We start from the raw sequence: 23,497 nt of genomic DNA, 5'->3' as shown, positions 1-23,497 counted from the left end.
ATCAGGAAGGCCTGCTAATACCAGGCCTTTTTCTAGTCTACCGCCCTAACCCTCAACTCCTTCGGCATCGAGAAGGTCACATTCTCCGGCCGCCCATCCAGTTCCTCTGCACCCACCGCCCCCCACTCGCGCAGCTGCTCCACCACACCACGCACCAGCACTTCGGGGGCCGAGGCGCCGGCGGTGATACCGATGCGCTGCACATTGGCAAACCACTCGCGCGCCAGATCTTCCGCACCGTCGATCAGGTAGGCCGGTGTACCGATACGCTCGGCCAGTTCGCGCAGGCGATTGGAGTTGGAGCTGTTGGGGCTGCCGACCACCAGCACCACGTCGCATTCGGCGGCCAGCTGCTTGACCGCATCCTGCCGGTTCTGAGTGGCGTAGCAGATGTCGTCCTTGCGCGGGCCGCCAATGCTGGGGAACTTGGCGCGCAGGGCATCGATGACCTTGCTGGTATCGTCCATCGACAGAGTGGTCTGGGTGACGAAGGCCAGATTCTCGGCGTCGCGCACCTGCAGGGCCGCCACGTCGGCCTCGTCTTCGACCAGGTAGATGGCGCCGCCATTGCTGGCATCGTACTGCCCCATGGTGCCCTCGACTTCCGGGTGCCCCTCGTGGCCGATCAGAATGCACTCGCGGCCGTCGCGGCTGTAGCGCGCGACTTCCATATGCACCTTGGTCACCAGCGGGCAGGTGGCGTCGAACACCTTGAGGCCGCGGCGCTCCGCTTCCTGGCGCACGGCCTGGGACACGCCGTGGGCGCTGAAGATGACGATGACGTTGTCCGGCACCTGATCCAGCTCTTCGACGAACACCGCACCGCGGGCACGCAGGTCCTCGACCACGAACTTGTTATGCACCACTTCGTGGCGCACGTAGATCGGTGCGCCGAACACTTCCAGCGCGCGATTGACGATCTCGATGGCACGGTCGACGCCGGCGCAGAAGCCGCGGGGGTTGGCGAGTTTGATTTGCATGCAGGGAATCTCGGCGCGCGATGGAGGCGATGGGGAGAGTCTACGCCTCTCCCCGCTGAGGCAGATCAGACCGGACGAACCGCGATGATCTCCACATCGAAGCTCAGGGTCTTGCCGGCCAGAGGATGGTTGAAGTCGATGGTCACCTGCTGCTCGTCGAAGGCCTTGACCACCCCCGGCAGCTCCGCGTTGGCGGCATCGTTGAAGATGATCAGCAGCCCCTCGGACAGCTCCATGTCCTGGAACTGGCTGCGCGGCATCACCTGCACGTTCTGCGGGTTGGGCTGGCCGAAGGCATTCTCCGGCGCGACCTGCAGGCTGCGCTTGTCGCCGGCCTTGAAGCCGTAGAGCGCCACCTCGAAGCCCGGCAGCAGGTTGCCGTCGCCGACCTTGAAGGTGGCCGGCTGCTTGTCGAAGGTGCTGTCGACCACATCGCCGTTTTCCAGCTTGAGGGCGAAATGCAGGGTGACTTCCTTGTCCGGCCCGATACGTTGCTCAGTCATGCGCGGGTTCTCCGGACTTCTTGCTCTTGAACATATCCAGCGCCAGCATCACGGCGCCGACGGTGATGCCGCTGTCGGCCAGGTTGAACGCCGGGAAGTAGTAACGGTTCTGCCAGTGCACCAGGATGAAATCGACCACATGACCGAGCACCACACGGTCGTAGAGGTTGCCCAGCGCGCCGCCGAGCACCAGGGCCAGGGCCACGGCCAGCCAGGTCTCGTCGGCCTTCAGGCGCTTCATCCACACCACCAGCACGGCACTGACGCCGACCGCGATGGCGGCGAAGAACCAGCGCTGCCAGCCCGACTCGCCGGCCAGGAAGCTGAAGGCGGCGCCACGGTTGTACACATGGGTCCAGTCGAAATAGCCGTCGATCACCGTGACCCGCTGGCCGTACTCCAGCACCTGCAGCACGACCTGCTTGCTGCCCTGGTCGAGGACGAGAACCAGCACGGCCAGCCACAGCCAGGCCAGGCGGCCGAAACGCGAGGCATCAGACATGCTTGCGCACCTCTCCCGCACCCTCGATGTTGCTCACGCAGCGCTGGCACAGCTCCGGATGGGCGGCGTTGCTGCCCACGTCGGCACGGAAGTGCCAGCAACGGCCGCACTTGGCGTGCGCCGACTTGACGATTTTCAGCTTCAGGCCCGGCACCTCGGTGGCAACCGCATCGGCCGGCGCGTCGGCCAGCGGCGCGACGGTGGCGGCGGAGGTGATCAGGGCGAAGCGCAGCTCGTCGTCAAGCTTGGCCAGGGACTGCTGCAGCACCTCGTCGCCATACAGGGTGACCTCGGCCTGCAGGTTGCCGCCGATGGCCTTGCTGTTGCGCAGGTTTTCCAGCTCCTTGTTCACCGCGGCACGCACCTCGGTGAGCTGCTCCCAGTAGGCGCGATCCAGCGCGAAGTCTTCCGGCAGACGATCGAGGCCTTCGTACCAGGTGTTGAGCATCACCGACTCGTTGCGGCTGCCCGGCAGGAAGGACCAGATCTCGTCGGCGGTGAAGGCCAGGATCGGCGCGATCCAGCGCACCAGAGCCTCGGCGATGTGGTACTGCGCGCTCTGGCAGGAGCGGCGCGCCTGGCTGTTGGCGGCGGTGGTGTACTGGCGGTCCTTGATCACGTCCAGATAGAAGCCACCCAGCTCCTGCACGCAGAAGTTGTGCACCTTGGAGTAGACGTTCCAGAAGCGGTATTCGCCGTAGGCCTCGATGATCTCGGCCTGCAGGCGCGCGGCGGCGTCCACCGCCCAGCGGTCTAGGTCGAGCATCTGCTCGGCCGGCAGCAGGTCCTTGGCCGGGTCGAAGTCGCCGAGGTTGGCCAGCAGGAAGCGCATGGTGTTGCGGATACGCCGGTAGGCATCGGCGCTGCGCTGCAGGATGACCTTGGACACGGCCATCTCGCCGGAATAGTCGGTGGCCGAGACCCACAGGCGCAGGATGTCGGCGCCCAGGCTGTCGGTCACTTCCTGCGGGGCGATCACGTTGCCCAGGGACTTGGACATCTTGCGGCCGTTCTCGTCCACGGTGAAGCCGTGGGTCAGCAGCGCCTTGTACGGCGCATGGCCGTCGATGGCGCAGCCGGTCAGCAAGGACGAATGGAACCAGCCACGGTGCTGGTCGGAGCCTTCCAGGTAGAGGTCGGCGCGCGGGCCGACCTCGTGGCCCAGCGGGTGCGAGCCGCGCAGCACATGCCAGTGGGTGGTGCCGGAGTCGAACCAGACGTCCAGGGTGTCGCTGATCTTGTCGTAGTCGGCGGCCTCACTGCCGAGCAGCTCGGCGGCGTCCAGCTTGAACCAGGCCTCGATGCCCTCCTGCTCGACGCGCTTGGCCACCTCCTCCATCAGCTCGACGGTGCGCGGGTGCAGCTCGCCCGTGGCCTTGTGCAGGAAGAACGGGATCGGCACGCCCCAGTTGCGCTGGCGCGAGATGCACCAGTCCGGGCGCCCGGCGATCATGCCGTGCAGGCGCGCCTGGCCCCAGCTCGGCACGAACTGGGTCTGCTCGATGGCGCTCAGGGCGCGCTCGCGCAGGGTGCTGCCGTCGGTGGCCTGCTTGTCCATGCCGACGAACCACTGCGCAGTGGCGCGGTAGATCAGCGGAGTCTTGTGGCGCCAGCAGTGCATGTAGCTGTGCTGGATGCTCTCGTGCTTGAGCAGCGCGCCGACTTCGTCGAGCTTGGCGACGATGGCCGGGTTGGCCTTCCAGATGAACTGGCCGCCAAAGAACGGCAGGTCGGCGACGTACACGCCGTTGCTCTGCACCGGGCTGAGGATGTCGTCGTTGCTCATGCCGTACTGCTTGCAGGAGCGGAAGTCGTCCTCGCCGTAGGCCGGCGCCGAGTGGACGATGCCGGTACCGGCGCCCAGCTCGACGTACTCGGCCAGGTAGACCGGGGCGAAGCGCTCATAGAACGGATGACGGAAGCGGATCAGCTCCAGCGCGCGCCCCTCGGCGCGGGCGACGACCTCGCCGCTCAGGCCGTAGCGCTGCAGGCAGCTCTCGACCAGCTCCTCGGCCAGCACCAGCAGGCGCTCACCGGTATCGACCAGGGCATAGGTGAATTCGGGGTGGACGTTCAGCGCCTGGTTGGCCGGGATGGTCCAGGGCGTGGTGGTCCAGATCACGATGGACGCCGGCTTGCCCAGCGCGCCGAGGCCGAAGGCCGCGGCCAGCTTGTCGGCGTCCTCGACGCTGAAGGCGACATCGATGGCGTCGGACTTCTTGTCCTGGTACTCGACCTCGGCCTCGGCCAGCGCCGAGCCGCAGTCGAAGCACCAGTTGACCGGTTTCAGGCCCTTGAACACGAAGCCCTGCTTGACCATCTCGGCCAGCGCGCGTATCTCGCCGGCCTCGTTGGCGAAGGCCATGGTCTTGTAGGGATTGTCCCACTCACCGAGGACGCCCAAGCGGATGAAGTCGGCCTTCTGCCCCTCGATCTGCTCGCCGGCATAGCTGCGGCAACGCTCGCGGGTCAGGTCGGAGGGCTGGTTCTTGCCGAAGGTGGTCTCCACCTTGTGCTCGATCGGCAGGCCGTGGCAGTCCCAGCCCGGCACGTAGGGGGCGTCGAAGCCGGCCAGGGTCTTGGAGCGGACGATCATGTCCTTAAGGATCTTGTTGACCGCGTGACCGATGTGGATGCTGCCGTTGGCGTAGGGCGGGCCGTCATGCAGGACGAACTTCGGCCGATTCGCGCCGATTTCCCGCAGCTTCTGGTACAGGCCGATGCTGTCCCAGCGCGCCAGGGTCTCCGGCTCGCGCTGCGGCAGGCCGGCTTTCATCGGGAAGGCTGTTTCCGGGAGGTTCAGCGTGGCTTTGTAGTCGGTCATCTCAGGCTCTTCGATCAATCAAGCGGTTGGCCAAGCCAGTAGGCCCGGGCGGCGGCGACATCCGCGTCGATCGCCGTCTTCAGCGCCTCCAGGGAGGCGAAACGCTGCTCATCGCGCAGCTTGTGGTGAAACTCCACCGTCAGACGCTGGCCGTAGAGCTCGCCAGCGAATTCCAGCAAATGCACTTCCAGGTGCGGGCTGCCGTCGCCGGCCACCGTCGGGCGCTGGCCGATATTGGCCACGCCATGGAACCTGTGCCCCTGGTGCAGCGCGCTGACCAGAAACACGCCGCGCAGCGGCGGCTTACGCCGCTTGAGCTGTACGTTGGCGGTCGGCGTGCCGAGCTGGCGTGCCAGCTTCTGCCCATGCAGCACGCGGCCGGCCAGGGCGTAGGGGCGCCCCAGCAGGCGCTCGGCCAGCTCCAGCTCGCCGGCCTGCAGGGCCTGGCGCACGCGGGTGCTGCTGATGCGCTCGCCATCCAGCTCGACGGTCAGCGCCGCCTCGACGCTGAATCCATGGCGCTCACCGGCCTGCACCAGGAAATCGAAATCACCGCTGCGACCGGCACCGAAGCGGAAGTCGTCGCCGACTTCCAGGTGCCTGACCCGCAGCCCCTCGACCAGCACCTGGCGCACGAACTCGTCGGCCGACAGCTCACGCAGGCGGCGGTTGAAGGCCAGGCACAGCACCCGGTCGACGCCCTGGGCGGCGAGCAGTTCGAGCTTCTCGCGCAGGCGGCTCAGGCGCGCCGGCGCGGTGTCCGGGGCGAAGAATTCGCGCGGCTGCGGCTCGAAGATCACCACGCAGCTCGGCACGCCCAGTTCGATCGAGCGCTCGCGCAGGCGCGCCAGGATCGCCTGGTGACCACGGTGCACACCATCGAAATTGCCGATGGTGGCAACGCATCCCTGGGTAAGGGGTAGCAGATTGTGGAGGCCTCGAACCAGCTGCATAGCGCGCTTCTTGCTTACAAAGTGGCCGATTATACGCACAGGCGGCTATCGGCAACAGGCAACACGTCCGCCCTCAGTGTGCGCTGCGACGGGCGAAGTCACGCGGACGAAAGCCGAGCAGCGCCAGCATGCCGAAATAAGCCAGCAACCCCGCCAGCACTAACACTCCCAGGCGCAGCAGGCGCAGCAGCATGCCGCCCTGCTCCCAGGCCGGCATGAAGTACATCACGCCCAGCAGCACGCCGACCATGACCGTCACCGCCACCATCAGCTTGCCGAGAAACGCCGTCCAGCCCGGCTGCGGCTGGTACATGCGCCGGCGCCGCAGCTGCCAGTACAGCAGGCCGGCATTCAGGCAGGCCGCCAGGCTGATCGACAGCGCCAGGCCGGCATGCTTGAGGTCCAAGCCAAAGACAAACAACGCATTCATCGCCTGAGTCGCCAACAGGCTGACGATGGCGATGCGAACCGGCGTCTTGATGTTCTGCTGGGCATAGAAGCCCGGCGCCAGGATCTTCACCAGAATCAGCGCGAGCAGGCCGACGGCGTAGGCCACCAGAGCCTGCCGGGTCATGAGCGAGTCATGGGCGGTGAACTTGCCATACTGGAACAGCGAGACGATCAGCGGCTCGGCCAGGATCGCCAGCGCCAGGGTACAGGGCAGCACCAGCAGGAAGCACAGGCGCAACCCCCAATCGAGCAGCCGCGAGTACTCGGCGCGGTCGGCGCTGGCATAGGTCTTGGCCAGTACCGGCAGCAGGATGGTGCCCAGCGCCACGCCGAGCACCCCCGAGGGCAGCTCCATCAGGCGGTCGGCGTAGTACATCCAGGACACCGAGCCGGCCACCAGGAACGAGGCGAAGATGGTGTTGATGATCAGCGAGATCTGGCTCACCGATACACCGAAGATCGCCGGCCCCATCTGCCGGAGCACGCGCCACACACCAGTGTCGCGCAGGCTGAGACGCGGCAGCACCAGCATGCCGACGCGCTTCAGCGCCGGCAGCTGCCAGAGCAGCTGGGCCAGGCCGCCGACCAGCACGGCCCAGCCCAGCGCCAGAATCGGCGGGTCGAAATAGGGCGTCAGCAGCAGGGAAAAGGCAATCATGCTGATGTTCAGCAGGGTCGGCACGAAGGCCGGCACCGAGAAGCGGTTCCAGGTGTTGAGCACCGCCCCGACCAGGGAAGACAGGGAGATCAGGAAAATATAGGGAAAGGTCACCCGCAGCAGCTCGACGGTCAGGGCGAAGCGCTCCGGCTCGTCGGCGAACCCGGGCGCCGTGGCCCAGACGATCCAGGGCGCGGCCAGGATGCCGAGCAGGGTCACCAGCGCCAGCACCAGGGTCAGCAGGCCGGAAACATAGGCCAGGAAGGTGCGGGTCGCCTCCTCGCCCTGCTGGGTCTTGTACTCGGCCAGGATCGGCACGAAGGCCTGGGAGAAGGCCCCCTCGGCGAAGATGCGGCGCAGCAGATTGGGCAGCTTGAAGGCGACGACGAAGGCGTCGGAGGCCACCCCGGCGCCGAAGATGCGCGCGATGATGGTGTCGCGCACGAAGCCCAGCACGCGGGAAAGCATGGTCAGCGAGCTGACGGCAGCCAGGGACTTGAGCAGGTTCATGGATTTTCGACTGTCTGCGGGCCGGCGCATGCGGCCGACGGGTAAAGGCAACGAGTGTAACCAGCCGCCGCTGGTCAGGCCAGCAGATGCCGGCACTTCTGCACTTGACAGGGGCGCGTCGCATCGGCATGATTCGCGGCCTTATTTGTTGCTATCCCCCCTAGTTTTCGAGGAGCTTGACGGTGGCCAATACACCTTCTGCCAAAAAACGCGCCAAACAGGCTGAGAAGCGTCGTAGCCATAACGCCAGCCTGCGCTCCATGGTCCGTACCTACATCAAGAACGTGGTCAAGGCTATCGACGCCAAGGACCTGGAAAAGGCCCAGAGCGCCTACACCCTGGCCGTTCCGGTCATCGACCGCATGGCCGACAAGGGCATCATCCACAAGAACAAGGCCGCTCGCCACAAGAGCCGCCTGAACGGCCACATCAAGGCACTGGCTACCGCCGCCTGATTGGTTGTGTTCTCGAAAAACCGGCCCCAGGGCCGGTTTTTTATTGCCTGCATTTTATAGAAGCGACACAAAAAAGCCGGAGCATGCCCCGGCTTTTTCTGCCTACTGCGCCGACCACGGCAGGATCGGAATGGCCGTCACCGCATTCTGCGGACTGCCCTCGATCACCCGGTCGCTGTACACCAGATAGACCAGGGTATTGCGCTTCTGGTCGAAGAAGCGCACCACTTGCATGGTCTTGAACACCAGCGAGGTGCGTTCCTTGAATACCTCCTCGCCATCCTTGAGCTTGTCGGTGAAGCGGATGGGGCCGACCTGGCGGCAGGCGATGGAGGCCTCGGCGCGATCCTCGGCCAGCCCCAGGCCACCCCTGACGCCACCAGTCTTGGCCCGCGACAGGTAGCAGGTCACCCCCTCCACCTTGGGATCATCGAAGGCCTCGACCACAATCTTGTCGTTCGGCCCCACCCACTTGAACACGGTGGAGACCTCACCAATCTCCTCCGCCCGCACCGCCAGCGGCAGTGCCAGGCACAACCCCAGCAATCCCTTGATGATGCGCATCGCGCGATCTCCTCAGACCAGAATCAGATTGTCCCGGTGCACCAGCTCCGGCTCGTCGACGTAGCCCAGCAGTTTCTCGATGGCGTCGGACGGCTGGCCGACGATCTTCTGCGCCTCCAAGGCGCTGTAATTGGCCAGACCACGGGCAATCTCGCGACCGTCAGGCCCCACGCAGACCACCATCTCGCCACGACGGAAGCTGCCCTGCACTTCGCGCACCCCGACCGGCAGCAGACTCTTGTGATCGACCGTCAGCGCCTTCACTGCGCCGGCGTCCAGCACCAGAGTGCCACGGGTCTGCAGATGGCCGGCCAGCCACTGCTTGCGCGCCGCCAGCAGGCCACGCTCGGGCGCCAGCAGGGTACCCAGGCGCTCACCCGCCTTGAGGCGATCGAGCACCCGTTCGATACGCCCGCCGACTATCACCGTGTGCGCGCCGGAACGCGCCGCCAGGCGCGCCGCACGCAGCTTGGTCTGCATGCCACCGCGACCCAGGGCGCCGCCGGTGCCACCCGCCACCGCATCCAGCGACGGATCGTCGGCACGCGCCTCGAAGATCAGCTGCGCATCGGGATTGTGCCGCGGGTCGGCGTCGAACATGCCGTCGCGATCGGTGAGGATCACCAGCAGGTCAGCCTCCACCAGGTTGGCCACCAGCGCTGCCAGGGTATCGTTGTCGCCGAAACGGATCTCGTCGGTGACCACGGTGTCATTCTCGTTGATCACCGGCACCACGCCGAGATCGACCAGGGTACGCAGGGTGCTGCGGGCATTCAGGTAGCGCTTGCGGTCGGACAGGTCATCGTGGGTCAGCAGCACCTGGGCCGTATGCTTGCCGTGTTCGGCGAAGCTGGACTCCCAGGCCTGCACCAGCCCCATCTGCCCCACGGCGGCAGCGGCCTGCAGCTCGTGCATGGCGCTTGGTCGCGAATGCCAGCCGAGACGACTCATGCCAGCCGCCACCGCGCCGGACGACACCAGCACCAGCTCCACCCCCGCCTCGCGCAGGGCCACCATCTGCTCGACCCACACCGCCATGGCGGAACGGTCGAGACCACGCCCATCGGCGGTCAGCAGCGCACTGCCGATTTTCACCACCCAGCGCTGCGCGCCGGTCACCTTGTCCCGCATGATGCCCTCTACCCCAGCCAGTCAGCACAACGCCGCTATAAAGCGGCGCTGCACGATACCTACTCTCAGTCCCGGACGTAAATGATCTCGGGACCGTCTTCATCATCCTCGAAGTCATCCCAGTCATCGTCGTCGCCGATATCGTCGACGCTCTTCAGACCGGCCTTGCGCAGCGCGCGCTTGTCGTCCAGCGCCTGCAGACGGGCACGCGCCTCGTCCTCGATGCGCCGATCCAGCTCAGCCAGCTCGGCAGCGTATTCCGCATCTTCCTCGATGCGCTCGGCGCGCTCGTCCATGTAGCGCATGATGGCCTGACTCAACGCCTCGGTACCCTCGCGCTCCAGGGCTGAGATGACGAACACCGGCCCCTTCCACTCCAGACGCTCGACCACGGCGCGCATGCGCTCCTCGCGCTCGTCGTCGAGCAGCTGGTCGGCCTTGTTCAGCACCAGCCAGCGCTCGCGCTCGGCCAGCGCCGGGCTGAACTTCTCCAGCTCGCGAATGATCACCTCGGCCGCCTCGGCCGGATCGCTCTCGTCCAGCGGCGCCATGTCCACCAGATGCAACAGCAGGCGGGTACGCGCCAGATGCTTGAGGAAACGAATACCCAGGCCGGCACCTTCGGAAGCGCCCTCGATCAGACCGGGGATATCGGCAATGACGAAGCTCTTGTAGCGCCCGACGCTGACCACCCCCAGGTTCGGCACCAGGGTGGTGAAGGGATAGTCGGCGACCTTCGGCTTGGCCGCGGACACCGAACGAATGAAGGTGCTCTTGCCGGCATTCGGCAAACCGAGCAGACCGACGTCCGCCAGTACCTTGAGCTCCAGCTTGAGATCGCGCTGCTCGCCCGGCTTGCCCGGCGTGGTCTGCCGCGGCGCGCGGTTGGTGCTGGACTTGAAGCGGGTGTTGCCCAGGCCGTGCCAGCCGCCCTGCGCCACCATCAGGCGCTGACCGGCCTTGGTCAGGTCGCCGATGACTTCCTGGGTAGCGGCGTCGATCACCGTGGTGCCGACCGGCACCGGCAGAATCAGGTCCTCGCCCTTGGCACCGGTGCACTCGGTGCTGCCGCCTTTCTCGCCATTCTGCGCCTGGAAGCGGCGGGTGTAGCGGTAGTCCACCAGGGTATTGAGGTTCTCGTCGGCCTCGAGGAATACCGAGCCACCGTCACCGCCATCGCCGCCGTTGGGGCCACCCTTCTCGATGAACTTCTCGCGACGGAAGCTCATCATGCCGTTACCGCCGTCGCCGGCTTTTACAAATATCGAAACTTCGTCGACGAATTTCATTGGGTTGCCTCCCACCGCAGCGGCGGGCTAGTGAACACTGGAATACAGGATATACAGAAACAAAAAAGCCCCGTCGCGAGACAGGGCTTTTTCAGCGAGCAGCGACTTAGGCAGTCACGACGCTCACGTAGCGACGGCCGAAAGCGCCCTTCACTTCGAACTTGACCACGCCGTCGATCTTGGCGAACAGAGTGTGGTCCTTGCCCATGCCAACGCCGTAGCCGGCGTGGAACTGGGTGCCGCGCTGGCGCACGATGATGTTGCCGGCCTTGATGGCCTGGCTGCCGTACATCTTCACGCCAAGGCGTTTACTTTCGGAATCGCGGCCGTTACGAGTACTACCGCCAGCTTTTTTGTGTGCCATGAGTCATAGCCTCCTAAAAGGGGATCAGGCCTGGATGCCGGTGATCTTGATTTCGGTGAACCACTGACGGTGGCCCTGACGCTTCATGTGGTGCTTACGACGGCGGAACTTGATGATGGTCACTTTGTCGTGACGGCCCTGGGAGACCACCTCGGCGACAACCTTGGCACCATCGACCACCGGAGCGCCGATTTTCACGTCGTCACCGTTGCCAACCAGCAGAACGCGGTCGAAAGTCACGGATTCGCCGGTGGCGACTTCCAGCTTCTCGACCTTGAGGAATTCACCTTCGGCGACTTTGTACTGCTTGCCACCGGTAACAATTACTGCGTACATGGATTTTTCTCCGTTAAACCTGCTCACCCGACTCTTTATGGGAAGAGTTATTGGCCGGCATGGCTGCATGGGGCCGGAACTGACACCCGTGCAATTGCGTAAGGCAGGGAGTTGCCCATAGAAGTTTGGGGCCGCGATTGTACGGAAAGCCCGATGCCGAGGCAAGCCCCGCCGGGCCTCGCCTTGACAGCCCCTACCCTGCCCCCTAGCATGCCGCGCAGCCCGGTCGGGCCGTCTCGCCCGACCATCCAGCCGCCTTCGCCGCGCGAAGACTGCCGGCCTCGTTTCAGGAGCCCCCGTCAACGATGCAACCCCAGGCCTTCTACAGCGTGGTGGCGGACGATTTCGCCGCCGTCGACGGGATCATCCGCCAGCAGCTGAAATCCCGCGTGCCCCTGGTGGAAAAGATCGGCGACTACATCATCTCCGCCGGCGGCAAGCGTCTGCGCCCGCTGCTGGTGCTGCTCAGCGGCAAGGCCCTGGGCTACCAGGCCGATGATCTGCGCCTGCTGGCCGCGACCATCGAATTCCTGCACACCGCCACCCTGCTGCACGACGACGTGGTCGACATGTCCGGCATGCGCCGCGGCCGCGCCACCGCCAACGCCCAGTGGGGCAACGCGCCGAGCGTGCTGGTCGGTGACTTCCTCTATTCGCGCTCCTTCGAGATGATGGTCGAGCTCGGCTCCATGCCGGTGATGCAGATCCTCTCGCGCGCCACCCGGGTGATCGCCGAGGGCGAGGTGCTGCAGCTGTCCAAGGTGCGCGACGCCAGCACCACCGAGGAGACCTACATGGAAGTCATCCGCGGCAAGACCGCCATGCTGTTCGAGGCCTCGACCCACAGCGCCGCCGCCCTGGCCGCAGCATCAGCGACCCAGCGCGACGCCCTGCAGCGCTTCGGCGACCACCTCGGCATCGCCTTCCAGCTGGTCGACGACCTGCTCGACTACCAGGGCGACGCCACCACCCTGGGCAAGAACGTCGGCGACGACCTGGCCGAGGGCAAGCCTACCCTGCCGCTGATCTACACCATGCGCGAAGGCAGCGCCGAGCAGGCCGCCCTGGTACGCACCGCGATCCAGAAAGGCGGCATCGAGGACCTGGAGAGCATCCGCGCTGCCGTGCAGGCCAGCGGCGCCCTGGACTACACCGCGCGCCTGGCCCGCCAGCACGCCGACCAGGCCATCGCCTGCCTCGACGCGCTGCCGGACAACGCCTACCGCGATGCCCTGATCGAACTCAGCCGCTTCGCCGTCGCCCGCACCCACTGAGGCACGCCCGGCGGCACCCGAGCCCGTCCCTGTGACGGGCTTTTTGTTGCCCGACGAAAAGTACGATTGAGACTTGCTATTTTGATAATAGGAATTATTCTCATATCTAGCCGCTTGGACGACAAGGAGATGAGCCATGACCTATTTGATCGATGCCTGGCTGGATCGCCCGCATCCCTACCTGCGCATCCTCAACCGCGAGACCGGTGAGGTCTGCGCCATGCTGCACGAGGACGCCCTCAGCGAGCTGCGCGAACAGGGTGAACTGGATCTGCACGACTTCGGCTCCAGCGAACCCGGCGTACTGAAGGAGCTGGTGCGCGGCCTGTTCCTGTTCTGCTATGCCCGGGCACTGCGGCCGCAGGGCGAACTGCACTGAGCGAGGCAAGGCGAGCGACCAACGGCGGTCGCTCTGCGCGTCCACCCCGGCACAGGGAAACGCCGGGACATGGGCATGGCCCATGAGCAGAAGCAATGGCGCTTCTGCGGATACCCGGATCGGCCAGGACGACCGCTCCGGGCATCGCTTCTTACAGGATGTCGAGCAGCTCGACGTCGAACACCAGCACGCTGTGCGGCGGGATGCTGCCGACGGCCTGGCCACCATAGGCCAGTTCGCTCGGCACATGCAGGCGCCACTTGCTGCCGGCGTTCATCAGCTGCAGGGCCTCGACCCAACCGGCGATCACGCCGCCGACCGGGAATTCGGCCGGCTGGCCGCGATCGTAGGAGCTGTCGAACACGGTGCCGTCGATCAGGGTGCCGTGGTAGTGGGTGCGCACGTGGTCTTCGCGCGACGGCTTGGCGCCCTCGCCCGCCACCAGCACTTCGTACTGCAGACCGGACTCGAGCACGGTCACGCCTTCGCGCTTGGCGTTCTCCACCAGATAATCGCGGCCAGCGGCGGCGGCCTTCTCGGCCTTGGCGGCGGCTTCGGCCTGCATGATTTCGCGGATGACGCGGAAGCTGGCGTTCAGCGCCTCGGGGTCAACCTGGCTGGGCTGACCATGGAAGGCGTCACGCAGGCCAGCGACTATGGCTTCCAGGCTGGCGCCGGGCGGCGGGTTGTCACGCAGCTGGTCGCCCAGCTGGCGGCCGATGCCATAGCTGACGCGGGCTTGGTCGGTGGAAAGATCGAGTTCGGACATGGCCGGGCTCCACAGGGGTAAAAAGGCCGGCCAGACTAGCACAGGCGGCGACTCAAGGCCCGCCGGGACGCGCGCGGTTGCGCCGGCAGCGCTCGGAGCAGTGGCGTACCTCGTCCCAACAGGTCGCCCACTTGCGCCGCCAGACCAGCGGCCGGCCGCAGGTCGCACAGGGCTTGCTGGGCAGGTCGGCCTTCTTCCTCACAGCATCTCCCCGGCATCCAGGCGCGCCAGCAGCTGTTCGCCGCGTTGCCAGAGCGCCTGCTGGCGGGCTTCCGGCATGCGCTCCAGGTTGCGATAGACCATGCCCAGGCGCTGGTTGCCGCGCAGCTGGTCGCGGTGGCGCATGAGGAAGTGCCAGTACAGCGCGTTGAACGGGCAGGCCGACTCGCCGGTGCTCTCGCCGACCTTGTAGGCGCAGTCACCACAGTAATCCGACATGCGCTTGATGTACTGGCCGCTGGCGCAGTAAGGCTTGGAGCCCAGGTAGCCGCCATCGGCATGCATCACCATGCCCAGGGTGTTGGGCAGCTCGACCCAGTCGAAGGCATCCATGTACACCGCCAGGTACCAGTCGCAGACCTGCTGCGGGGCGATGCCGGCGAGAAGGGCGAAGTTGCCGGTGACCATCAGCCGCTGGATATGGTGGGCGTAGGCCAGCTCCAGGGTCTGGCCGATGGCCTGGCGCATGCAGTTCATGCGCGTCTGCCCGGTCCAGTAGAACTCGGGCAGCGCGCGGGTGTTGCCGAAGGCATTGCGCGTGGCGTAGTCGGGCATCTGCAACCAGTAGATGCCGCGCACGTACTCGCGCCAGCCGATCAGCTGACGGATGAAGCCCTCGGCCGCGTTCAGCGGCACCCGTCCGGCCCAGTAGGCCGACTCCACGTCGGCGCACAGCCGACGCACGTCGAGCAGGCCGATGTTCAGCGCCGCACTGATGCGCGCATGGAACAGGTAGGGCTCGCCGCTGGCCATGGCGTCCTGGTAGTCACCGAAGGCCGGCAGGGCGAAGTCGAGGAAGTGTTGCCAGAGCTGCTCGGCCTGGGCATGGGTCACCGGGTAGTCGAATGCCGCCAGCGCGCCGTAGTGGTGGCTGAAGCGGCGGTCGACCAGCTGCAGCACCTCGCGGGTGATGGCATCTTGACCGAAGCGCGCCGTCAGAGGCGCCCGGCAGTGGCGCGGCAGGGCCTTGCGGTTGTCGGCATCGAAGTTCCAGGCGCCGCCGACCGGCGTGCCGTCGCCGTTCATCAGCAAGCCGCAGCGGCGCCGCATCTCGCGGTAGAAGAACTCCATGCGCAGCTGACGCTTGCCCTTGGCCCAGGCCGCGAACTCGGCCCGGGAACAGACGAAGCGCCGGTCCTCGTGCCAGACCAGCGGCAGGCCGCTGTCTGCCAGCGCCTGCTGCAGGCGCCACTCGCCACACTCGGTCAGGTGCACCTCGCGCACATCGAGGCGCTCGCAACAGCGGCGCAGCTCGCCGACGATCGAGCCGGAGTTGCCGGCATCCTCCAGCTTCACGTAGCACACCCGCCAGCCACGCTCGCCCAGGGCCTGGGCGAAGTGACGCATGGCGCTGAAGATCAGCGCAATCTTCTGCGGATGGTGCGGCACATAGGCGGTCTCCTCGGCCACTTCCGCCAGCAGGATGACATCCTGCGCGGGGTCGAGCGCCTGGAGCGAGGCGAGGTCGAAGGACAGCTGGTCACCCAGTACCAGCCCCAGGCGGCGCGCCTTCACCAGGCGGAGCGCAGCGAGATGGGCACGCGCAGCGGCTCGCTGGCCGCCGGCGGCATGCCGCACATCTCGTCGTGCACTTCGGCATGCACCAGGTGGAAGGGCACCTCGGGCATGCCCAGCAGCAGATCGCGGGCGTGCTCGACCGAGCGCAGGTGCAGCACGCCACCCTGCTCGTTGTGCACGCACAGGGCCTGGCCACCGATGCGCGCCTCCAGCACATAGGTGCCGCCCTCGAGGGAGATCAGGTTGAGGGCATCCAGCTGCCCGGCATGGGCGTGGTTTTGCAGGTCATGGAGTTTCATCGGGCTTGCCTCGCTCACCAATATTTGTACAAAGCTAATACTTGTACAAATAAATGACAACGCAAGGCCGAAACAAAACCGCCCGTCCGTTTTGCAACGGCCGGGCGGCGTTTACACGGGAAACAGGATCAGTGGTCGTGCTTGGTCAGCTTGTCCAGGTAGCCCATGGCGAAGGCCGAGGCGACGAAGGTCATGTGGATGATCACGTACCACTTCAGGTGCTCGGGATCGTAGTTCTTGGCATCCATGAAGATCTTCAGCAGGTGGATGGAGGAGATCGCCACGATGGAGGCGGCCACCTTCATCTTCAGCGAGCCGGAGTCCATCTTGCCCAGCCAGTTGAGCTTCTCCTTGCTCTCGTCGATGTCCAGCTGCGACACGAAGTTCTCGTAGCCGGAGATCATCACCATCACCAGCAGGCCGCCGACCAGGGCCATGTCGACCAGCGACAGCAGCACCAGGATCAGGTCCGCCTCGGCCTTCTCGAACACGTGCGGCAGGATGTGGAACAGCTCCTGGAAGAATTTCAGGGCCAGGGCCAGAACAGCCAGGGACAGGCCGAAGTAGATGGGCGCCAGCAACCAGCGCGAGGCATACATCGTGTTCTCGATAAAGCGTTCCATGGGATCTCGCCGAGTGGGAAAAACTGGTCGCGAGTATACCCAGCCAGGCCCTGCGGGCAAGGCGACAAGCTTTACCGGTTTTTTATCCCGGGCAACTGTGGATAACCTTGTGGGCAGGCTCGGGAACAAGCGCTGCGAACCACCCACGCCGCGGCGACCCGGCGCTTGTGCAAAAAGCGCTCAGCGGGCGCCTCAGCTTTCCGGATGGAACTGGTAGTCGCCCAGGCCGCGGTAGCCTGCGGCGTTCAGTCGGCGCAGCTCGGCCTGCAGATGCAGGCGCCAGATCGGCGGTTCCAGGCAGGGCAGGTAGCCCTGCTGGGCCAGGCACAGGGCAATCGAATCGAGGATCTCCTCGGCCACCAGAGGCCCGTGGAACGGGCCTTGCGCCTTGATCGCCGAGGGTTGGGCGGCGGACATGCCGGCCGCGCAGAGCAGCGTCCACAACCCGCGCCCGCCGGCCAGCGGACGGATCTCGCATTCGATGCGGGTGGTCAGGCCGAGGCACTGACGGGTGAGGCAGAGGCTGCGCGGCATGACGGCGGTCCTCGCGAGGTCTGGCTTCCAGCCTACACCCCGGCGCGCCGCTTCGGGAAGGTGAAAGTTATCCCCGTGCTCTGTGGATAACTCTGTGGACGGAGCGGGGGAAAGCCGCTGCACACGACGCCCTTCACGGGCGCCGCGCGCCTGGCCAGTGACTGACCAGTTGTCGCCGTTACTCCTTGGCGGCTTTCGGTGCCGGTTTGGCGCGCGGCTTGCTCTCCTTGGCCTTGTCCTTGGCCGCCTCCTTGTCCTTCTCCTCCTCGTCCATACCCATCTCGGCAATGCTGCGCAGGCGCTCGACCACCCGGGCGTTGACGCTGCCCTTGGGGAACTGGCCCCGGTCGTCCGGCGCCCCGGCCGGCTCGCCGAGCAGCAGGCCGAGGGCCTCGTCGACATGGCGCACGGCGTAGACATGGAACTGTCCGGCGCGCACCGCCTGCAGCACCCGCTCGTCGAGCATCAGGTTGCTGACGTTGGAGTGCGGGATGATCACCCCCTGCTCGCCGCTCAGGCCGCGCGCCTCGCACAGACGGAAGAAGCCCTCGATCTTCTCGTTGACCCCGCCGACCGCCTGCACCTCGCCGAACTGGTTGATCGAGCCGGTGATGGCGAAGCACTGCTTGAGCGGCGTGCGCGATAGCGCCGAGATCAGGGTGCAGACCTCGCCGAGCGAGGCGCTGTCGCCATCGACGTAGCCGTAGGACTGTTCCAGGGCGATGCTGGCGGAGATTTCCAGGGGGAACTCCTGGGCGTAGCGGCTGCCGAGGAAGCCGGTGAGGATCATCACCCCCTTGGAGTGGATCGGCTGGCCCAGGCTGACCTCGCGCTCGATGTCGACGATGCCGCTGCCACCCGGGTAGACGGTGGCGGAGATGCGCGCCGGCACGCCGAAGGCCGAGTCGCCGACCTGCAGCACGGTGAGGCCGTTGCACTTGCCGATGGCCGAGCCCTGGGTGTCGATGAGGATGATGCCGGCCAGCATGTCGTCGATGATCCGCGCCGAGACGCGCCCGGTGCGGTCGGCCTTGGCCTTGAGCGCGCGCTCGATATGGCCGACGTCGGTCACCGCGTCGGACGCCAGCTGGCGCACGAAATCGGCCTCGCTGACCAGCTGGAAGAGGTCGCCGATGCGCGCCGACAGGCGCCCCTGGTGCTCGGCCAGGCGCGCGCTGTAGGTGGCCAGGCGCGCCACCGCGGCGGCGGTGAGCGGCGCCATGCCCTCCTCCGAGGTGCGCGTCTTGAGCAGCTGGGCGAACTGCTCCAGGCTGTCGTCGGCCAGCGGGATCTCCTCGTCGAAGTCCACCAGCACGCGGAACATCTCCTGGAAGTCCGGATCGAGGTCCTGCAGGGTGTAGTACAGCTGGCGCGAGCCGATGATGATGACCTTGAGCTGCAGCGGAATGACCTGCGGGTTGAGGGTCACGGTGGCGATGCGGCCGAGATCGCCGAGCGGCGATTCCATCTTCAGCTGGCGCGAGTGCAGGGCGCGCTTGAGCGCATCCCAGACGAAGGGTTCGCCGAGCAGCTTCTCCGCCTCGACGATCAGGTAGCCGCCGTTGGCCCGGTGCAGCGCGCCGGGGCGCAGCTGGCGGTAGCTGGTGTAGAGCGCGCCCTGGTCGGTGCTGTACTCGATGCGGCCGAACAGGTTGTCGTAGGTCGGGTGCGACTCGAACACCACCGGCGCGCCGCCATCGCCGTGGTGGCCGACCACCAGGCTGGGGCAGTACTGCTCTTCCAGCATCTCGCGGCGCTGGGCGTCGGGCTTGTCGTCCAGCAGCTGGTCGACCACCGTCTTCAGCAGGTTGACCTGCACCGCCTGCAGGTAGGCGCAGACGCCGGCGTTCTCCGCGTACTGCTCCGACAGCGGCGCCAGCAGCGGCTGCAGGGCCAGGCTGATGGTTTCCTCGTTGAGCTGACGCAGCTGGTTGCTCGACTCGCGCTTCCACTGCGGCAGGCTGGCCAGCTCCTCGTTGAGACGTTCCTCCAGCGCCGCGATGTCGTCATGAAAACGCTCGCGCTCGGCTTCCGGCAGCTGGGCGAAGTCGGCCTCGTCGAGCGCCTTGCCGTCCTTCATCGGGGTGAAGGCGATGTTGGCGCTGTCGCGGTAGAGGGCGACGTCCTTCTCCAGCGCCAGCTTCTCGATCAGGTCCAGGGCCTTGTCGTAGCGCTGGTTGAACACGCGGTCGATGGCGCTCTTCTTCTGCTGGTAGGTCGGCGTCTCGAACACCGCCGGGAAGGTCGCCAGCAGGTTGTCGATCAGGTGGCCGATATCGGCGATGAAGGCCGCCGCCGTGCCGGCCGGCAGCTCCAGCGCGCGCGGCTCGCGCGGCTCGTCGAAATGGTTGACGTAGACCCGGTCCACCGGCGTGGCCTGGCGCTTGGCCTCGGCCTTGAGGTAGCGCTGCACGAAGGAGAAGCGACCGGTGCCCGGCTCACCCATGACATACACGTTGTAGCCGGGGCGCGGCATGGCCACGCCGAACTGCAGGGCCTCGACCGCGCGCTCCTGGCCGAGCACGCCGCGGAACGGCTCGAGATCGTCGGTAGTGGCGAAGTTGAACTGGTCGGGGGCGAAGGGGCGGGTCAGGGCATCGGGCGCCAGGCGCAGGCCGGCAGCGAAGGATTCAGGCATCGGAAGTCCTTGTCGGAGCGGACGGGCCGCAAGATGGGACCATTCTGGCGCCGCCCCGACGCCCCTGGCAAGGCGTCAGCCGCCGACCCGGTCGGCGCAGGCCAGACAGTATTCGGCCGCCGGCAGGGCCTGCAGGCGGGCCGGCTCTATGGCCTCGCCGCAGCGCTGGCAGATGCCGTAGCTGCCGTCGGCCAGACGCAGACGCGCCAGGCCGATCTGCCGCATACCCGCCTCGGCCTCGGCCAGCAGGGCCTGCAGCACCTCGTCGTTCTGCCGCTCGACGGCCTGCTCGGCGAAATCGGCGTTGCGCTGCAGGCCGAGATCGCGGCGGATGGCGTTGGCACGCCGGCTGTATTCGTCATACAGCGCATCCAGGGCGGCGCGCGGATCGAGTGCGGTCATGGCAGAAGCTCCTTAGGACTGATGTTTCCAGTGTGGACCTTTCCGGGCGCTCTGCACTGACCCGCATCAAGGCGCACAATAGTCCCCACAGCCCCACGAGAGTCAGGCATGAAGCATCGCCCACCCCAGCTGCTGGAAGTCGCCGGCGGCAAGCCGATCAAGCTCTGGACCCACGGCGTGCCGGTGGAGGACGCGGCGCGCCGGCAGCTGATCAACACGGCGCAGCTGCCGTTCATCTTCAAGCATCTGGCGGTGATGCCGGACGTGCACCTGGGCAAGGGCTCGACCATCGGCAGCGTGATCCCCACGCTCGGCGCCATCATCCCCGCCGCCGTCGGCGTCGACATCGGCTGCGGCATGATCGCCGCGCGCACCTCGCTACGCGCCTGCGACCTGCCGGACCACCTGCACGGCCTGCGCAGCGCCATCGAGCAGGCCGTGCCCCACGGCAAGACCTTCTGCCAGCACGACCGGGGCGCCTGGAGCGACGTGCCGGCCGCCGCCGATCAGGCCTGGCAGACCCTGGCCGGGCGCTTTCGCGCCATCATCGAGAAATACCCGCGCCTGGAGAAGAGCAACCACCGCCACCACCTCGGCACCCTGGGCGGCGGCAACCACTTCATCGAGGTCTGCCTGGACCAGGACGAGCGTGTCTGGATCATGCTGCACAGCGGCTCGCGCGGGGTCGGCAACGCCATCGGCACGCACTTCATCGAGCTAGCCCAGGCCGACATGCGCCAGCACCTGGCCAACCTGCCGGACCGCGACCTGGCCTACTTCGAGGAAGGCAGCCGGCACTTCGCCGACTATGTGGAGGCGGTGGGCTGGGCCCAGGACTATGCCCGGCAGAACCGCGCGCTGATGCTGCAGGCGGTGCTGGACGCCACCCGCCGCGTACTGCGCCGGCCATTCGAGGCACGCCTGGAGGCGGTCGACTGCCACCACAACTACGTGCAGCGCGAACAGCACTTCGGCCGCGAGGTGCTGGTCACCCGCAAGGGCGCGGTATCGGCGCAGCGCGGCCAGCTCGGCATCATCCCCGGCTCGATGGGGGCCAGAAGCTACATAGTGCGCGGCCTGGGCAACCCGGAATCGTTCTGCTCCTGCAGCCATGGCGCCGGGCGCCTGATGAGCCGAAGCCAGGCGAAGAAGCGCTTCACCCTGGAGGACCAGCGCCGCGCCACCGCCGCCGTGGAGTGCCGCAAGGACAGGGAGGTGATCGACGAGATCCCCATGGCCTACAAGGACATCGACGCGGTAATGGCGGCCCAGCGCGACCTGGTGGAAGTGGTGCACACCCTGCGCCAGGTGGTCTGCGTCAAGGGCTGAGCACCGCGCCGAAATGACAACGGAGCCCGCAGGCCCCGTTGTCGTTGGCAGCAAGCGCTTACTGCGCCAGCTTCTTGTAGCGCACGCGGTGCGGCTGGCTGGCCGCATCGCCGAGGCGCTTCTTGCGATCGGCCTCGTACTCGGTGTAGTTGCCCTCGAAGAACACCACGCTGCCGTCGTCCTCGTAGGAGAGGATGTGGGTGGCCACGCGGTCGAGGAACCAGCGATCGTGGGAGATCACGATGGCGGCGCCGGGGAAGTCCAGCATGGCCTCTTCCAGGGAGCGCAGGGTTTCCACGTCGAGGTCGTTGGACGGTTCGTCGAGCAGCAGCACGTTGGCGCCCTGCTTCAGGGTCAGGGCCAGGTGCAGGCGGCCGCGCTCACCACCGGAGAGGTCCTTGACGAACTTCTGCTGGTCGCCGCCCTTGAAGTTGAAGCGGCCGACGTAGCCGCGCGACGGAACCTCGTAGTTGCCGATCTTGATCATGTCGAGGCCGTCGGACACCGCTTCCCACACGGTCTTGCTGCCGTCCAGGTCGTCGCGGCTCTGGTCCACGCAGGCCAGCTGCACGGTATCGCCGATCTCGATGCTGCCGGAATCCGGGGTTTCCTTGCCCATGATCATGCGGAACAGGGTCGACTTGCCGGCGCCGTTGCCGCCGATCACGCCGACGATGGCACCCTTGGGCATGCTGAAGGACAGATTGTCGATCAGCACGCGGTCGCCATAGCCCTTGGTGACGTTCTTGAACTCGATGACCTTGTCGCCCAGACGCGGACCGGCCGGGATGTAGATCTCGTTGGTCTCGGCGCGCTTCTGGAATTCCTGCGACTGCATCTCCTCGAAGCGCTGCAGGCGCGCCTTGGACTTGGCCTGGCGGGCCTTGGCGCCCTTGCGCACCCACTCCAGCTCTTCCTTCATGGCCTTCTCGTGGGCCGACTGCTGCTTGGATTCCTGCGCCAGGCGCTCGGACTTGGCCTCCAGCCAGCCGGAGTAGTTGCCCTCGTAGGGAATGCCGGCGCCACGGTCGAGTTCGAGAATCCAGCCGGCGACGTTGTCGAGGAAGTAGCGGTCGTGGGTGATGGCCACCACGGTGCCAGGGAAGTCGTGGAGGAAACGCTCCAGCCAAGCCACCGAGTCGGCGTCCAGGTGGTTGGTCGGCTCGTCCAGCAGCAGCATGTCGGGGGCCGACAGCAGCAGGCGGCACAGTGCCACGCGACGCTTCTCGCCACCGGACAGGTGTTCGACCTTGGCGTCCCACGGCGGCAGACGCAGGGCGTCGGCGGCGACTTCCAGCTGGCGCTCCAGGTTGTGGCCGTCAGAGGCCTGCAGGATGGCCTCCAGCTTGGCCTGCTCGGCGGCCAGGGCATCGAAGTCGGCATCCGGCTCGGCATAGGCAGCGTAGACCTGGTCCAGGCGCGCCTGGGCATCCTTGATCTGGCTCACGGCCTCTTCCACCACTTCGCGCACGGTCTTGCTCGGGTCGAGCTGCGGCTCCTGGGGCAGGTAGCCGACATTGATGCCCGGCATCGGGCGTGCTTCGCCGTCGAACTCGGTGTCGACGCCGGCCATGATGCGCAGCAGGGTCGACTTACCGGCGCCGTTGAGGCCCAGCACGCCGATCTTGGCGCCCGGGAAGAAGGACAGGGAGATGTTCTTGAGGATTTCCCGCTTCGGCGGCACTACTTTGCTCAGCCGATGCATGGTGTAGACGTATTGAGCCATGGAATGACCTTGATGAATAACCGATAAATGCGGCACCGGAGGGCGAACGACTGCGCCGAAACCCCGGTCGAATGGGCAGACTAGCCCTGCGCCCGCGCGCGTGCGGCAAAGCTACCGGAATGCTCGCCGTGGGGCAAACCGGGCGACGGGCAGTGATGGCACTTGGCCGCATTTCCGGGCATGCTAGGCGGTTCTTGTCGCCCGCTCCTTGCCTCCGCTACGGCAGCCTTATCAGCAGGGTCTAACGCGTTGTCACTATCCCGCCGCC

General features: G+C 66.4%; 24 protein-coding genes. 4 read left to right on the top strand and 20 right to left on the bottom strand.

Features of this window, described 5'->3' with window-relative positions:
- Positions 1-32 precede the first annotated feature (32 nt).
- From ispH to murJ, 6 genes are all read right to left on the bottom strand, one after another.
- Positions 33-980, bottom strand: coding sequence for a 4-hydroxy-3-methylbut-2-enyl diphosphate reductase (gene ispH / locus DMO17_RS02760; RefSeq protein WP_110680797.1), 948 nt, complete (start codon positions 978-980; stop codon positions 33-35).
- A 65-nt stretch (positions 981-1,045) separates the two neighbouring features.
- Positions 1,046-1,483, bottom strand: coding sequence for an FKBP-type peptidyl-prolyl cis-trans isomerase (gene fkpB / locus DMO17_RS02755; protein ID WP_110680796.1), 438 nt, complete (start codon positions 1,481-1,483; stop codon positions 1,046-1,048).
- Positions 1,476-1,985, bottom strand: a complete 510-nt coding sequence (lspA, locus tag DMO17_RS02750) for a signal peptidase II (RefSeq protein ID WP_110680795.1) — start codon at positions 1,983-1,985, stop codon at positions 1,476-1,478. Before lspA ends, fkpB begins: the two co-directional genes overlap by 8 nt.
- Positions 1,978-4,809 (bottom strand): isoleucine--tRNA ligase, encoded by a 2,832-nt coding sequence (gene ileS / locus DMO17_RS02745; protein WP_110680794.1) that lies wholly within the window; start codon positions 4,807-4,809, stop codon positions 1,978-1,980. The genes lspA and ileS overlap by 8 nt, the downstream gene beginning before the upstream one ends.
- A gap of 14 nt (positions 4,810-4,823) precedes the next feature.
- Positions 4,824-5,762 (bottom strand): bifunctional riboflavin kinase/FAD synthetase, encoded by a 939-nt coding sequence (gene ribF, locus DMO17_RS02740; protein WP_110680793.1) that lies wholly within the window; start codon positions 5,760-5,762, stop codon positions 4,824-4,826.
- Between the two features lie 73 nt (positions 5,763-5,835).
- Positions 5,836-7,380 carry a murein biosynthesis integral membrane protein MurJ gene (gene murJ, locus DMO17_RS02735; protein ID WP_110680792.1) on the bottom strand — a complete coding sequence of 515 codons (1,545 nt, stop codon included), beginning with the start codon at positions 7,378-7,380 and terminating at the stop codon, positions 5,836-5,838.
- Positions 7,381-7,562: 182 nt separating this feature from the next.
- On the opposite strand from murJ, the gene rpsT reads away from it, so the two are divergent.
- Complete coding sequence (gene rpsT, locus DMO17_RS02730; RefSeq protein ID WP_110680791.1) at positions 7,563-7,835, top strand: 30S ribosomal protein S20; 273 nt, start codon at positions 7,563-7,565, stop codon at positions 7,833-7,835.
- 102 nt (positions 7,836-7,937) lie between these two features.
- On the opposite strand, the gene DMO17_RS02725 is transcribed toward rpsT, so the two are convergent.
- The 5 genes from DMO17_RS02725 to rplU form a co-directional block, all read right to left on the bottom strand.
- Positions 7,938-8,399, bottom strand: a complete 462-nt coding sequence (locus tag DMO17_RS02725) for a CreA family protein (protein WP_110680790.1) — start codon at positions 8,397-8,399, stop codon at positions 7,938-7,940.
- A 12-nt stretch (positions 8,400-8,411) separates the two neighbouring features.
- A complete protein-coding gene (gene proB / locus DMO17_RS02720; protein WP_110680789.1) occupies positions 8,412-9,530 on the bottom strand; it encodes a glutamate 5-kinase in 1,119 nt (372 codons plus the stop codon).
- A 65-nt stretch (positions 9,531-9,595) separates the two neighbouring features.
- The gene (cgtA, locus tag DMO17_RS02715) at positions 9,596-10,819 is read right to left on the bottom strand and encodes an Obg family GTPase CgtA (RefSeq protein WP_110680788.1); all 1,224 of its coding nucleotides are present in this window, start codon (positions 10,817-10,819) and stop codon (positions 9,596-9,598) included.
- Between the two features lie 106 nt (positions 10,820-10,925).
- Positions 10,926-11,183, bottom strand: a complete 258-nt coding sequence (gene rpmA / locus DMO17_RS02710) for a 50S ribosomal protein L27 (RefSeq protein ID WP_110680787.1) — start codon at positions 11,181-11,183, stop codon at positions 10,926-10,928.
- Between the two features lie 24 nt (positions 11,184-11,207).
- Positions 11,208-11,519 (bottom strand): 50S ribosomal protein L21, encoded by a 312-nt coding sequence (rplU, locus tag DMO17_RS02705; protein WP_043308929.1) that lies wholly within the window; start codon positions 11,517-11,519, stop codon positions 11,208-11,210.
- 305 nt (positions 11,520-11,824) lie between these two features.
- Here rplU and DMO17_RS02700 point away from each other — a divergent pair, with 305 nt between their 5' ends.
- Both DMO17_RS02700 and DMO17_RS02695 read left to right on the top strand, forming a co-directional pair.
- A complete protein-coding gene (locus DMO17_RS02700) occupies positions 11,825-12,793 on the top strand; it encodes a polyprenyl synthetase family protein (RefSeq protein WP_110680786.1) in 969 nt (322 codons plus the stop codon).
- A gap of 136 nt (positions 12,794-12,929) precedes the next feature.
- Entirely contained in the window at positions 12,930-13,172 is a 243-nt protein-coding gene (locus DMO17_RS02695) for a PA4570 family protein (RefSeq protein ID WP_021702940.1), read from the top strand.
- A 151-nt stretch (positions 13,173-13,323) separates the two neighbouring features.
- Here DMO17_RS02695 and DMO17_RS02690 read toward each other — a convergent pair whose 3' ends face one another.
- The 8 genes from DMO17_RS02690 to DMO17_RS02655 form a co-directional block, all read right to left on the bottom strand.
- A complete protein-coding gene (locus DMO17_RS02690; RefSeq protein ID WP_021702941.1) occupies positions 13,324-13,941 on the bottom strand; it encodes an FKBP-type peptidyl-prolyl cis-trans isomerase in 618 nt (205 codons plus the stop codon).
- Positions 13,942-13,993: 52 nt separating this feature from the next.
- Complete coding sequence (locus tag DMO17_RS02685; RefSeq protein ID WP_110680785.1) at positions 13,994-14,143, bottom strand: DUF2256 domain-containing protein; 150 nt, start codon at positions 14,141-14,143, stop codon at positions 13,994-13,996.
- Complete coding sequence (locus DMO17_RS02680; RefSeq protein ID WP_110681354.1) at positions 14,140-15,678, bottom strand: cryptochrome/photolyase family protein; 1,539 nt, start codon at positions 15,676-15,678, stop codon at positions 14,140-14,142. The genes DMO17_RS02685 and DMO17_RS02680 overlap by 4 nt, the downstream gene beginning before the upstream one ends.
- The gene (locus tag DMO17_RS02675) at positions 15,672-15,977 is read right to left on the bottom strand and encodes a DUF6482 family protein (RefSeq protein ID WP_110680784.1); all 306 of its coding nucleotides are present in this window, start codon (positions 15,975-15,977) and stop codon (positions 15,672-15,674) included. The genes DMO17_RS02680 and DMO17_RS02675 overlap by 7 nt, the downstream gene beginning before the upstream one ends.
- 128 nt (positions 15,978-16,105) lie before the next feature.
- Positions 16,106-16,600: a TIGR00645 family protein gene (locus tag DMO17_RS02670; RefSeq protein ID WP_110680783.1), complete on the bottom strand. Its 495-nt coding sequence runs from the start codon at positions 16,598-16,600 to the stop codon at positions 16,106-16,108.
- Between the two features lie 192 nt (positions 16,601-16,792).
- The gene (locus tag DMO17_RS02665; protein WP_110680782.1) at positions 16,793-17,134 is read right to left on the bottom strand and encodes a PA4575 family protein; all 342 of its coding nucleotides are present in this window, start codon (positions 17,132-17,134) and stop codon (positions 16,793-16,795) included.
- A gap of 178 nt (positions 17,135-17,312) precedes the next feature.
- On the bottom strand, positions 17,313-19,772 hold the full coding sequence (locus tag DMO17_RS02660) for a Lon protease family protein (protein ID WP_110680781.1): 2,460 nt from the start codon (positions 19,770-19,772) through the stop codon (positions 17,313-17,315).
- A 75-nt stretch (positions 19,773-19,847) separates the two neighbouring features.
- On the bottom strand, positions 19,848-20,174 hold the full coding sequence (locus DMO17_RS02655; RefSeq protein WP_110680780.1) for a TraR/DksA C4-type zinc finger protein: 327 nt from the start codon (positions 20,172-20,174) through the stop codon (positions 19,848-19,850).
- Positions 20,175-20,282: 108 nt separating this feature from the next.
- Between DMO17_RS02655 and DMO17_RS02650 the strand changes: the two genes are divergently transcribed.
- Positions 20,283-21,503 carry an RtcB family protein gene (locus DMO17_RS02650; protein WP_110680779.1) on the top strand — a complete coding sequence of 407 codons (1,221 nt, stop codon included), beginning with the start codon at positions 20,283-20,285 and terminating at the stop codon, positions 21,501-21,503.
- Between the two features lie 58 nt (positions 21,504-21,561).
- On the opposite strand, the gene ettA is transcribed toward DMO17_RS02650, so the two are convergent.
- Entirely contained in the window at positions 21,562-23,229 is a 1,668-nt protein-coding gene (gene ettA / locus DMO17_RS02645) for an energy-dependent translational throttle protein EttA (protein WP_061905411.1), read from the bottom strand.
- Positions 23,230-23,497 lie beyond the last annotated feature (268 nt).

The sequence above is a fragment of the Aquipseudomonas alcaligenes genome (genome assembly GCF_003205495.1).
GTDB lineage: Bacteria > Pseudomonadota > Gammaproteobacteria > Pseudomonadales > Pseudomonadaceae > Aquipseudomonas > Aquipseudomonas alcaligenes_B.
The sequence above is the reverse complement of the archived record's forward strand: the minus strand, read 5'-3'. Positions and strand labels throughout refer to the sequence as shown.